At 59.3% G+C, this 12,452-nt stretch carries 8 protein-coding genes and 5 pseudogenes; 5 read left to right on the forward strand and 8 right to left on the reverse strand.

Features of this window, described 5'->3' with window-relative positions; translation table 11 throughout:
- The first annotated feature begins 295 nt into the window (after positions 1–295).
- The gene (locus tag WDJ58_RS25645) at positions 296–925 is read left to right on the forward strand and encodes a class I SAM-dependent methyltransferase (RefSeq protein WP_338917962.1); all 630 of its coding nucleotides are present in this window, start codon (positions 296–298) and stop codon (positions 923–925) included.
- Positions 926–1,173: 248 nt separating this feature from the next.
- On the opposite strand, the pseudogene WDJ58_RS26495 reads toward WDJ58_RS25645, so the two are convergent.
- Positions 1,174–2,356: pseudogene (locus WDJ58_RS26495) on the reverse strand (APC family permease); the annotation flags it as partial.
- A 575-nt stretch (positions 2,357–2,931) separates the two neighbouring features.
- Between WDJ58_RS26495 and WDJ58_RS25660 the strand changes: the two are divergent.
- Entirely contained in the window at positions 2,932–3,291 is a 360-nt protein-coding gene (locus WDJ58_RS25660; RefSeq protein ID WP_338917965.1) for a hypothetical protein, read from the forward strand.
- A 234-nt stretch (positions 3,292–3,525) separates the two neighbouring features.
- Positions 3,526–4,446, forward strand: a complete 921-nt coding sequence (locus WDJ58_RS25665; RefSeq protein ID WP_338917966.1) for a sodium:calcium antiporter — start codon at positions 3,526–3,528, stop codon at positions 4,444–4,446.
- A gap of 52 nt (positions 4,447–4,498) precedes the next feature.
- On the opposite strand, the pseudogene WDJ58_RS25670 reads toward WDJ58_RS25665, so the two are convergent.
- The 4 genes and pseudogenes from WDJ58_RS25670 to WDJ58_RS25685 form a co-directional block, all read right to left on the reverse strand.
- Positions 4,499–6,055, reverse strand: a pseudogene (locus WDJ58_RS25670) (SLC13 family permease).
- A gap of 514 nt (positions 6,056–6,569) precedes the next feature.
- Complete coding sequence (locus tag WDJ58_RS25675; protein ID WP_338918377.1) at positions 6,570–7,754, reverse strand: PHP domain-containing protein; 1,185 nt, start codon at positions 7,752–7,754, stop codon at positions 6,570–6,572.
- A gap of 162 nt (positions 7,755–7,916) precedes the next feature.
- A pseudogene (locus WDJ58_RS25680) lies at positions 7,917–7,976 on the reverse strand (hypothetical protein); the annotation flags it as partial.
- Between the two features lie 161 nt (positions 7,977–8,137).
- A pseudogene (locus tag WDJ58_RS25685) lies at positions 8,138–8,434 on the reverse strand (hypothetical protein); the annotation flags it as partial.
- Positions 8,435–8,784: 350 nt separating this feature from the next.
- Between WDJ58_RS25685 and WDJ58_RS25690 the strand changes: the two are divergent.
- Together WDJ58_RS25690 and WDJ58_RS25695 are read left to right on the forward strand one after the other, a co-directional pair.
- Entirely contained in the window at positions 8,785–9,072 is a 288-nt protein-coding gene (locus tag WDJ58_RS25690; protein ID WP_338917968.1) for an amphi-Trp domain-containing protein, read from the forward strand.
- 82 nt (positions 9,073–9,154) lie between these two features.
- On the forward strand, positions 9,155–10,033 hold the full coding sequence (locus tag WDJ58_RS25695; RefSeq protein WP_338917969.1) for a universal stress protein: 879 nt from the start codon (positions 9,155–9,157) through the stop codon (positions 10,031–10,033).
- Positions 10,034–10,192: 159 nt separating this feature from the next.
- Here the strand turns inward: WDJ58_RS25695 and WDJ58_RS25700 are convergent, their stop codons facing one another.
- The 3 genes and pseudogenes from WDJ58_RS25700 to WDJ58_RS25710 form a co-directional block, all read right to left on the reverse strand.
- Positions 10,193–10,615 carry a CBS domain-containing protein gene (locus WDJ58_RS25700; protein WP_338918388.1) on the reverse strand — a complete coding sequence of 141 codons (423 nt, stop codon included), beginning with the start codon at positions 10,613–10,615 and terminating at the stop codon, positions 10,193–10,195.
- A 164-nt stretch (positions 10,616–10,779) separates the two neighbouring features.
- The gene (locus WDJ58_RS25705) at positions 10,780–11,898 is read right to left on the reverse strand and encodes an aminotransferase class V-fold PLP-dependent enzyme (RefSeq protein WP_338917970.1); all 1,119 of its coding nucleotides are present in this window, start codon (positions 11,896–11,898) and stop codon (positions 10,780–10,782) included.
- Positions 11,895–12,452, reverse strand: a pseudogene (locus WDJ58_RS25710) (pyridine nucleotide-disulfide oxidoreductase); the annotation flags it as partial. The gene WDJ58_RS25705 and the pseudogene WDJ58_RS25710, both read right to left, overlap by 4 nt.

Consider the following 12,452-nt stretch of genomic DNA (forward strand, 5'->3'; position numbering starts at 1 on the left):
GTAACTCATCAGCGGACTCGGTCTGGATGCCTCTACGACTTGTCTAGCCGAGTGCGAGATATCCTTCTGAGGGCGTTTTCGGCTGTCCTGTTCGTTTCCGCGATCGGGGAGCGAATTCTCGCACAGCACGAGTTTGACCCATTCGAATCGGGCGCCGCCTTACTTGACCGCCGATGGATCCGTAGGGGATTCCTTCGTTCTGGGGTACGATTGATCTGAGAGACCTCTCCCACAGACCCAGACTGCATCGAGCGATCTCCAGTACTCGTAAGGGAACCACGCGTGAACGACTACCATGCCCAAGTCCGAACCCTTCGAACGATACACCGAGCGATACGAAGGCTGGTTCGACACACACGAAGCCGCCTATCAGTCCGAAGTCGAGGCGCTCCAGCGACTGGTCGCACAGCCGGGATTCGGTATCGAGGTCGGCGTCGGCAGCGCTCGGTTCGCTGTCCCGCTCGGGATGCAGGTAGGACTTGATCCTGCTGGCGACATGCTGGTTCGCGCTCGCGAGCGAGGGATCGACGTGGTCAAAGGCGTCGCCGAATCCCTCCCGTTCAGAAACAGGACATTCGACACTGCGCTGATCGTCACGACGATCTGCTTCGTCGACGACATCCCCCAGACACTGGCTGAAGCCCAGCGAGTGCTGCGCCCGGACGGATCGCTCGTCATCGGCTATATCGACAAGGACAGCCCCGTCGGTCAGATCTATCAGGAGAAGAAGTCGGAGAACCCGTTCTATCACGAGGCCGTGTTCGTCTCGACCGACGAACTCGTCGATACGCTTGACGCTGCGGGGTTCTCGGAGTTCGAGTTCGTGCAGACCATCTACCACTGGCCCGACGATATTGACGAGCCCGAACCGGTTGACAAAGGGTATGGTGACGGGTCCTTCGTCGGAATCAAGGCTACCATGTAGTAGCAATAGTCCAGTACTGGACCGCGTCTACTGTTGAAGATGTGTTCATGGCCGCGGGCAATCTACTCTAGTGACTCGGTCGAATCGCGGGTTGATGGGGAGAGAATCCTGCTTTCGCGACCACCAAGTGCAGCCGGATTCGATCAGATATCATCGAAATCAAAGAGCTACGGAACGTAGGGTGTCGGAAAATTCGAAAAACGGCGCGGTAGGTTCACGGACTGACCCCTCCGTGAACGGACCTTTATCTACATCAGATCCCCGAGAAAGATGACGAGAAGCCCGAGAGAGGTGACAAGCCCTAAGAGAGCGGTAATCGAGAGCCGTCCGACGGTGAGCGGGGCAGTAAACCCGTCCCGTACGCGTGGGGCGTCAAACCGCAGCTTCAACAGTGCCCCGTTCACCAGAACGAAAACGATGAGCAGTGCTGCGTTAGCCAGCCCAGCCACGGCTCCGAGGTCTCCAATCAGGACGAACGGAACCGTGAGACCGCCGACCAGAGCGACCGCCAAGTACGGCGTCCGACGGGTACGGTGAATTCGCGAGAATACCGTCGGGAACGACCGATACTCCGACTTTGAAACGCCGTAGAGTAGACGGGATGTCGAGACCAGCAGGATGAGGACCGTGTTCGCCGTCGAGGTTAACGCAATGGCCGCCACGAGCGTTCCGAGTACCGGCCCGCCACCGACCTCCGCGACCAGCGCGAGCGGCGACGCCGACGCACCGAGGGCCCGCCAGTCGACGACGGCCACCGCAGAGACAGCGACGAGTACGTAGAGGACCGTCGTGATGCCGATAGCGATGAGGATGGCTCGCGGGATGGTTCGTGTGGGGTCTTCCGTTTCCTCGGCGACGTTAACGATTGAGCCGAACCCGAGGTAGGCGAAGAATACGAAGAACGTTGCCTCGAACACGCCAGTAACGCCGTACGGCACCTCGAACGGCGCGACGGTCCCCCAGGATCCTCCCCCCGACCCAGATGACCAGTGCCAACCCGGCCACTTCAGCGACCGTGAACAGCAAGTTGAGTTTCGCCGAGGTTTCGATCCCCCAGAAGTTGACGGCTGAGGCGGCCACCACCAGAGCCACGGCGACGGCGACGGCCGGCGTCCGGAGGAACGACGTGAGGTATCCCGCGAAGGCAAGCGCCACGGCTGCTGCCGAGACGGCTCCGACGAAGACTCGGAGAAACGCCGCTATCTCCGCGAGACGCTTGCTCTGGATGGCCTCGCGGACGTAGACATAATCGCCCTCACCTTTCGGAAATCGTGACGCGAGTTCGGCGTAGCTCAGACCGGTGAACGAGGCGATGACCGCCGCCAGGAGAAACGAGAACGGGACCGCCTCGCCGGCCACGGCAGTTGCCTCGCCCAAGATGGCGTAGATACCCGCGCCGAGGATGAGTCCGACACCGTAGACAACAACCTCGACGAGCCCCAAATCACGACGTAGCGTCGGTACTGCCGACCCGCTCGCTCCCGGTCCTTTTGGGGTCGTCATCTAGTCCCTCCCGGATATCGTCGCCAAGATAACGCCGCTACGGCGACGTGGCTCGAGGATCGTGTATCATCCATTAGCGGCGTTGTCACATTCGGAACCAATTGATCTGTGATTCTGGACGCGGTGCTATTGGCGTTAGGGGAGTGTCTTATCCCCACAGATGGGTGATCACCGTCATGGTCAATCTACTGTTGCATCCGGTACCGAGCTGTCTTGCGAATGGATAGTTCCCAGTTGGGGGTAATTACAACGTTACCCTTCGTTGGGCGAGGGGTAAAGTTGCATGACGGAAGAAAATGCGCACTGTAGAACTGTTTCGACTTCTCGGAGATATCCCCACCGGAGCGGTTCCCCGACGGACGCTGCTCACCACGGGGGCGAGCGTTCTGGGCGGTGCGCTCGCAGGGTGTCTGATCTCCCCATCATCAGGCGGTCCGCCGTACCAAACGCACGAGATCGACGACGGTGCAGTGTACGGTCCTGGTCTCCAAGACGAGCAATCGATGCAGTTCTACGCCGCCCTCGTCGAGGACGAGACCGCGACGAACGCCTTCGACCCGCATGGGCTCATGGAAACCAATGCTCGGGAATTCATTGAGCGGACTGACTTCCGGAGACAGTACCTTGGAGTCGTCCAGATCGGGGGCATCAACTCCTCAATGCGGGTCCGTGTACCGGACGTCTCCGAGAGCACCGTGAACCTCACGGTGATCGCGTCTCTCGAGGATGAACCCCCGTATTCCGAGGACAGAGTAATTACGACGCTTTTGATCCGAGTGACCCGGACGCGGCAGACGGTTCCCGACAATATTCGGGTCGAACTATCGATCGATGGCCGCCACGAAGTATTTACTGGTGACTGAAATGAATCAGTACAGCAAGAATTCAGGTGTGTCTTCCCCTATCTCCCTGCATGACACGCGCTCGCCAGCGACGGGGACACGCTCTTCACGGGGGAGTAATAGTTCCAATAGATCGCAGACGGCGCTTGCGATGACGACTCCACGAACTCTAGTTCGTCTCCGCGGAGGACGAACCCTCCACGAGACGTATGCCACGGGAACATATTACCACTCCTCAAGAGGGGACGATCGGTAATGCTGGTGGAGGCGCTACTGTTTCTGGGCGGCTTGGCAGCCCTCGTCATTGGGGCTGATCGGGCGGTCACCGGCGCGGGGGATCTGGCGCTCTATTACGGCGTTTCGCCGTTTTTCATCGGCGTCACGCTCATCTCGATCGGTACCTCGATCCCGGAGATGGTCACGTCGGTCTACGCGGCCCACTACGGCGCGGGCGACCTCGTGGTGGGGAACATCGTCGGCTCGGAAATCGCCCAGATCACGCTCGCCATCGCGGTCGTCGCGTTTATCGCCCCGTTCGTCACGCAACGACGCGACGTCCTCGTCTACGGGAGCGCGATGATACTCGCGATGATCATCATGCTGTTGACCCTCGACGACGGGATCATCGGTCGCTCGGAGGGGTTTCTGATGATGCTTGCCTACCTCCAGTTCATCTACACGTTGTACACGAACAGGGGTGGCGAGGAGATCGCCGAAGAGGTCATCGAGGAACCCCGGACGCCACGTGAGACGTACCCGTGGATCGTCGGCGGGTTACTGCTGGTCGTCGTCGGTGGGCAAGTGATGGTCACGAACGGTGTCGCTATTGCCAGATTGGTTGGTATCCCGGAGTTCCTCGTCGGTCTGCTGACCGGCCTGGGGACGACCCTTCCGGAGGTCGTCGTCGCCGGGATCGCGGCCCACGAAGGCCGGGGCGGTATTTCTGTCGGAGCGATCCTCGGGAGCAACATCACCGACCCGGTGTTCTCGCTTGGCGTCGGGGCGCTCTTTTTCGACGTCGTCGTCGATGACATCTCCGCACTGCAACCCTCGCTGACCTACATGCTCGTCGTCTCCATCCTCGTGTTGGCCCTGTTCTACTGGCGAGAAGGGATTGACCGGAAGGCAGCCGCCATTTGCCTATTATTATACATTCCTACGTTCTTCTTGCTGTGACCCACGCCCGGGTCGATATGATGGCTTTCCCGTCTCTCAGTAGCTCCATAACTCAACCCAGCAGGACCGGCCAGACCAGTCTGATGAGCAGGTACGCCACTCCTGTTGTCAGAAGGATAACGATGCCATCAAGTAATGCTCCCGCGCGAAGCATATGTTCGCGTCGGATGTATCCGGCACCGAACACGATGGCGTTGGGCGGTGTCGCAACCGGCAACGCGAACCCGTAACTGGCGGCGATCCCGCCTGTCACCGCCAGCAACACTGATGCGACCTCCGACGACGTGCCGAACGCGGCCGCGTATACCGGGCCGATGTTGACGAGGAGCGGAGCGAGAAGCGCTGCCATCGCCGTATTCGACGCTAGCTCGCCGACGACGATTGTCATCGCCACGACGACGAGGAGAACGACGACGATCGAGCTCCCCTCGAACTGGCCGAACGTCACTTCGGCGAGCCATCTCGTGGCGTTCGTATCCGCCAGCGCGTTCGCCAGCGAGATGCCGCCTCCGAGGAGCAATAACGTCCCCCAATCGATGTGGAGCAGGTCGTCCCACGCCGCTGCACCGCTGACGACCAGTGCAGGCACGGCGAGAAGCCCCACGAGGACATAGAACAGAACCCCTTCGTGGCCGACCGTTCCGAACACGCTGGTCGCTGTCCCGCCGAAGAGGGTGACATATCAAGTATGCGGGAGCAGATCCGCGAACAGGAACCCGAGCCCGCCGAGCAGCCACAGGAACGCCGTCGCCCCGAAGATCGCGACGGTTCGGTGTGCCGGCGACGATAGCGATCCCATCGAACGGCGGTGCTCGTTCGCCCACTCTCGGGCCCGGCTCACGTCGAACGATTCGGGCGGATACGTGACGTACGTCAGGAGCACCCACGCGACTGGGAGCGTGACGATGACCATCGGCATCCCGATGGCCAGCCACTCCACGAAGGTGATCTCGATGCCGACGAGTTCGCTGAGTTGTCCGACGACGATCGCGTTTGGCGGCGTCCCCACCAGCGTCCCGACACCACCGAGGCTCGCCGCGTACGGGACGCCGAGCAGCATGGCGATCTGGAGGTTCGAGCTGGCCGGGGTGTCACCGTTCGAATCGTCCTCGAATTTCGCTACGTCCGTGACGCTCTCGACGATGCCGAGAACGATGGGCACCATCATCGCGACCGTCGCGGTGTTGGAGATGATCATCGAGAGGAGTGCCGTCGACACCATGACACCGAGGACGAGTCCCCGAGCCGAGGTTCCGAACCGGATGAGGATCGTGAACGCGATACGTCGGTCGATAGCGTGCTTCTGGAGCGCCTCGGCTAGCATGAATCCCGCGAGCAGGAGGAAGATGACCGGATCGGCGAATCCGGCGACTGTGTCCCCGAAATTCGGGTAGACGCCGAAGATTGTCAGGAGAATCGGGATCAACAGCGCAGTGAGCGGGAGTGGAACGGCCCCGGTCACCCAGAGGATCGCCGCGAACGTCATCGTCGCGACCGCATACTGACCGGCCGTGGTGAGTGTTCCTGACGTGGGAACTGTTGCGACTCCGGCCATGCAGAATATGGCGGCACAGATCGTCAGGAGTCGTCCGTGTTGATTCGACGCCACGAGAAGTCACTCTCCACCCACTCTGTGTCCTCGTCGGTCGGGAGCTGACGTGTATCAATTTCACCAGCGAGTTTGCGATACAGATAGGGAATCTCGACGAGAAGGCTCAAGCGTTGATGAATGATCGCGGCTTTTCGCGGTGTTTCACCGGAGGAATCGAAAATATTGGTTATCGGTCTTCTTGATCGGTAAGAACTACTGCATTAGACTGACCGACTGGCAGACGAAGGTCAACCGAATCATGAGTGACTTCGACGAGGTCAACGACGCGGTTCAGCGGGTCAGAGACGCCTTCGAGAATGTGGTTAAGAAACCGAGGAAATGAGCGAGCAAGCGAGACAGAGCGTCGAAGAGGCCATCGACGACCTCGAACAGCGAATCGAGGCGCTCAAAGATCGCGAGTAAAGGGACTGTGCATTAGATACGGCTTCGACGTCCTTTCTCCACGGGCTGACGGGAGTGACTGAGAGATGGGGCCCATACCCTACGCAATCCCCCCGACTCCGACGAGTGGTTAGGAGTCGAAAAATGACAGCAGGTCATCGAGCGATCGAGTATTCAGAATGTTGTTCGCCTCACACCACCCCCTGCGTGCTTGTGAGACGCCGAGATGCATGAACTCGAGTTCACCAGTCGTGTGCGCGTCGGTGCAAATGACGTACTCAACTGTATCGCGATACTCTTTGACGGACGCCCAGTCGAGATCCAGTCGCTCGGGTTGGGCGTTGATCTCGATCGCCACATTCTCCGCAGCAGCCGCTTCCATCACCGTTTTCGTGTCAAGATCCAGCGGTCGCCGCTCGTTGATCAATCGATTGGTGGGGTGGGCGAAGATATCGATCGGGAAGTCTTCGAACGTGCTGATCACCTGTTCGGTGGGATCGGACGGGGTGCTGTGCATCCCTGCAACGACGAGGTCGCAGTGTTCGTACCACTCCTCGGGGAGTTCCAGTCCGTCGCTCGTGATCTCGGCCTCGATCCCCTGAAGGATCGTGATATCTAGATCGTCATTCACCACTTCGATATCGCCCCGTTGTTCGTCGAACGATTCCGCATCAAGCGTGCTGGGAATCGGGGTGTGTGGGCCGTGATCGGTGACGAGGATGTACTCTAACTCCCGGTCGACTGCGGCCTCGGCCATCTCACGGACACTGTGGGAGCCGTCGGAGTAGTCGGTGTGCAGCTGTAGGTCACCACGAACGTCGTCGAGTTCGACTAAATCGGGCAGTTCCCCGGTTGCGGCCGCGTTGATTTCGCCAGTGTCCTCACGGAGTTCGGGTGGGATCCACGTGAGATCCAGTGCGTTGTAGACGCGTTTCTCCGTTTCACTGGCGATGCGCTCGCCGGCACGCTGGCTGTTATCAGTGTCATCGACCTCACTTACGTCGAACAGGCCATACTCGTTGAGCTTCCAATCACGATCGATAGCTCGATTCCGGAGAGAGATGTTGTGGTCTTTTGACCCCGTGAAATAGACGAGCGCAGAGCCGTGCTCGGCCTCGTCGATGATGCGAAGATCCATCTGGAGGTCACCGGAAACTACGACCGACGATTTTGTTTCGCCTCGAGACAGGACCTCCTTCACGTCGTCGTGGGTGCAGAAGACTTCCATCGCCGTCTCCGAGTCAGACGCGGTCGCCAAGATGTCGATATCGCCGACAGTCGGTCGTCGCCGCCGGAACGAGCCGACGATATCCACCTGATCGAACGCATCGGTGGCTTGGAGACGTGATTCGACGTTCTCTGCGATCGGAAAGGCGCGTCCCAGGAGCATCCGCTCCTGGCTTTCCTTCGCTCGATCGATGTGATCAAGGATGTTCTCCTCGGATTTCTCGCCGAATCCTTCGAGGTCGGCAATCTCGCCCGCCTCGGCGGAACGTTCGAGATCTTCGAGCGTCTGGACATCGAGTTCCAGATACAGCTGCTTGGCAGTCTTCGGACCAACCCCTCTACACTGGTGATTGCCTCGATGTTAACGGGGAGGTCCGCTTTGAGATCCTCGTAATAGGCCAACTCCCCCGTTTCGAGGTATTCCGCGATCTTCTCACTGATCGATTCCCCGACGCCTTCGATCTCTTCGAGTTCCCCGCGCTCGTAGATGTCTTCGATATCTTCGGACAGCGACTCGATGTTCCGTGCTGCCATCCGATACGCACGCGGCTTGTACTCGACATCCTGGATTTCGAGGAGATCCGCAATCTCGCGGAGTAAGGTGGCGATTTCCTGGTTTTTCATCCCCGTCTGCTCCTCCTGTGCTGCAGCATCTCCGGCAGCAGGTAAGTAGTCAGGTCTCGATTCCCACGAACGAGGGAGACTCCTTATTCGGGAGATCGTCATTACAGAAGACGCCCCGTTTGCTTTCCTCACCGCCGTCACCATCGCTGGCGTTCAACTGGCTACGACGGTCAGTTGCGTTCGCTTCCGAGACACCTCCTAAACCTCTCGCTCCACACGACCGCCACCGACCTGCCAGAATCAATGTCGACACAACGGCTCGTCGGATGTGTCGTATGTGAACGTCGATCTGAGGTCGGCATTCTTGTGGCCCGGTGAGCCATCTCTCGTTGATGCGTATCATCTGATGCTTTGACCGAACCTGTGTCAACTCACCACCAATTGGCTGAGAAGAATCCCCATGGTTAAGGGGCGGGAGTACCCCTGCCGTAGGAGTTCTCAACTGGCGGGATTAACGGCCTTAGTATATACGACTTCTTGAGATATATCTCCTCATGGGAGAGCTTGAAACAGAAGAGCAGAAAACCCGAGTCGAAATCGCCTCGTATCTCCGCCAATTAGCCGATCAGCTCGACGGAGGCGACGCTGTAACGCTCGAACTCGGAAATCAACGCGTAGATCTCGATCCCGTCGATCCGATCACGTTCAAACTCGAAGGCGAGTCGGATTGGGCCGAGGGCGATACGGAGGCCAAACAGAGCATCGAATTCGAGCTGGTGTGGTGGCGGGAAGCACAGACAACCGAAGAAGGGGCCCTGAACATCGAACAGACGGAACCGTGAGCAGCTTTCAGTAATGTTTCTCGAACGATTTGATATTGCTTTATGAGAACCGTGCTCGAACACCACAAGAGGACACTCCTGAATGTACGACACCATACTCGTTCCAACCGACGGTAGTGAAGGGGCTGAAGCCGCGGCGCGACACGGGCTGGATCTCGCGACGGCATTCGATAGCCAGATTCATCTCCTGAGTGTCGTTGACGAACGGTCGTACAGCAGCGCTCTGGCGGACCTCGACCCGACGATTGGAGAGCAACGAGAGCAATTCGAACAACAGGCCACTGAGGCTGTCGACCGTCTCGAAGAACTCGTCTCTGAATCGTCGGTCACGTGCCACACGGCAGTCGAACGCGGAATTCCTCACGAAGCGATTCAGTCCTATGTCGCAGAACATGACATCGACCTCGTTTCGATGGGGACCCACGGACGAACTGGGCTCGACCGATTGCTGCTCGGCAGCGTGACAGAACGCGTCGTTCGAACGAGTGACGTGCCCGTTCTTACGACCCGACATGAACCAGACGACCGCTCGAGCTACGATCGAATCTTGATTCCGACAGACGGCAGTGAGTCTGCGACTGCAGCGATCGACCTCGGGATCGCTATTGCCGAACGATTCGATGCGACTGTCCACGCGCTCTCGGTCGTCGACGTTAATGCCGTCGCAGGCGCCTACGATGCTGGACCCGGCATTCCCCATCTGCTCGATAGCCTCGAAGAGGGATGTGAGCAGGCTGTCGCGGCAGTCGAAGACGAATGTGAGAACCGTGACGTCGACATCGTGACGGACGTCGTCCAGGGAACTCCGTATCGGGCGATCCGAGAGTACGTCGACGGCGAAGGAATCGATCTCATCACGATGGGGACGCACGGTCGGACCGGTCTCGAACGCTATCTCATTGGTAGCGTGACTGAACGGACCGTCCGAATGAGTGACGTTCCCGTACTCACTGTGCGGTAGATATCGCTTCCTATTACACCACGTTCCGTAACCCGTCCGATGCCATCTCCTAGCCGGAAGCTGCGGCCATCGCCTCGCACGTCTTCCCTGTGATCTTACCGGGGACAACGGTCCTCTAAAAACAGTTTTGCAGCCCCGTCTTCGGTTCGGGGCTTGTATTTAGTACTCGGGTCGTTGCGCCTGGATGACCGACGCCAGCTGCTGGTTTTCGTCGGCGAGGAGTTCGGTTAGATCGTCGGCAGTGATGATCCCCACGAGTTCGTCGTTCTCGTCGCAGACGGGCAGGCGACGAACGCCATTCTCGCTCATCGCCTGTGCGGCCTCGTAGAACCCAGCGTCGGGGCCGACTGTACACAGGTCCGTCGACATGACATCGTCGGCAGTCTGGTCGGCCGGAGTGGTCTCTTCGGCAAGCACGCGCGTCGTTAGGTCCCGATCCGTGACGATCCCGGTCGGGCTGTTGTCGTTCGTGACGACGACGCTCCCCACGTTTTCGTCTCGCATCTGTTGGGCGAGTTCGGAGACCGATGTTTCGGGGCTGGCACTGACGACTTCTGTTCGGGCGAGATCTTCGATTGGCATTGCTGTTGCCTCCGTGTAGTTCATCGCCGAGCGTGCACATATACCGAGATGCCCATTCCTAATCGTCTGGAATCTCCCGGATACTCATCGGGGGTTAATCAGGCACAACAGTGAACGACGACGCTTGAGTCAAACAGCGACCATAATACGGTGAGAGACGTGGATTACCAAGCGTTGCCGAGCTCTTCAAGAAGTGTCCCAATATCTTCTTGGGTGTTAAACACGTGGAGAGAGGCTCTGATTGCGTCTGGATCCGGAAGTGACCTGATAATGATATTGGCCTCTTTGGAACGGTCGACAGCCGTCGCTGGATCGTCGACATCGATCGTAACGAGACCGGATTCAGGACTCGTCGGACTCAAAAGCCGGTCATCCGGGACACCGTTGACGAGACGAGTTGTCAGTTGCTGGATTCGGGATTCGACTGTGTCGAGACCAATTTCATCGAGCGTTTCGATGGCTGTTTGTAATGCGACGTAAGGAGCTGGATTTGTCGTGCCGATTTCGAATCGTCGTGCGTCGGGTTCGAATTCGTAGGTTTCGTCCGTTGGCGTTACGACGCCTCGGTACCCGATGGTTCGCGGATTGAGTGTGTCGATCACGTCATCAGACACGTACAGAAAACCGGCGCCCCAGGGCCCGAGAAGCCATTTATGACCCGCGGCTGCGACGATGTCTGCGCCCCACTCGTGGACATCGATCGACGTCTGGCCCACGCTCTGGACGGCATCGACCAACACAAGCGCACCGGCATCGTGTGCGATGTCGACCAACGTCTCGATCGGCAGTCGAGTCCCGTAGTTCCAGGTGAGCGAACTGACGCAGACGAGTTTTGCATCCTCGACTGTCGCCCGATAGGCGTCGATATCCAGCCGTCCCGCGTCACCTTCGACGACCCGAACGTCGATCCCACGAGTGCGCTCGAGTCGTTGCCAGGGGAGGATCCCGGCGGGGTGCTCGAGGTCTGTCCGGACGACCACATCGTCCGTCGTCCACTCAAGCGCGCAGGCAACACGGTTGATCCCGTCAGTCGTACTTTGGGTCAGGGCGATTTCGCCGGGATCGGCTCCGAGGAATTCTGCGACGGTTGCTCGGACATCGTCGTAGGCATCGAATGCAGCCGTGTACATGCCTTCGGCGGCCGGCGCTTCGAATTCGTGGTGTTCGAGGAACGTCTCGGCGGCCGTGACGACTCGGCGCGGACTCGGACCACTCGCTCCGGTATTGAGATAGACAGCATCTTCGAGAGCGGGAATGTCGGCACGGAGATCGAGTGGAGTCACGCTGCCTCCTCCAGCGAGCCCGCAAGTACCTTCGCTGCGGTCGCGATCGGATCCCAGACGGGGCTGAACGGTGGCGCATATGCCAGATCGAGGTTCTCTACCTCACTAACGGTCAGGCCCGCGTGAAGTGCAGTCGCGATCGTGTCGATCCGTTTCGCCCCTTCGCGTCCGACGACGCTCGCCCCGAGAACGCGCTCCGATTCGCGGTCGGCGACGAGCGTGACCGTCAGCTCTTCTGCCCCCGGATAGTAATGGGCCCGCGTCGGTGCTGTGATCTCGACGGAAACCGGATCGAATCCTGCGTCACGAGCACGCGCTTCGTCGATATTCCCTGTTCGTGCTGCGCCGAGGTCGAACGCTTTCACGATCGCCGTGCCGGCGATTTCACCGACTTCCGTCGGCGTTCCCGTGACCGTCTGGCCGATCGCCCGTCCTGAGCGGTTCGCCGTCAGTGCTAACGGGACGTGATCGGCCTCGCCGGTGACGACGTTCGTCGCCTCGGCACAGTCTCCTGCTGCGAAGACGGTCTCGTAGTTCGTCCGGCCGTACTCGTC

The organism is Salinirubellus litoreus (assembly GCF_037335815.1).
Taxonomy (GTDB): Archaea; Halobacteriota; Halobacteria; order Halobacteriales; family Haloarculaceae; genus Salinirubellus; species Salinirubellus litoreus.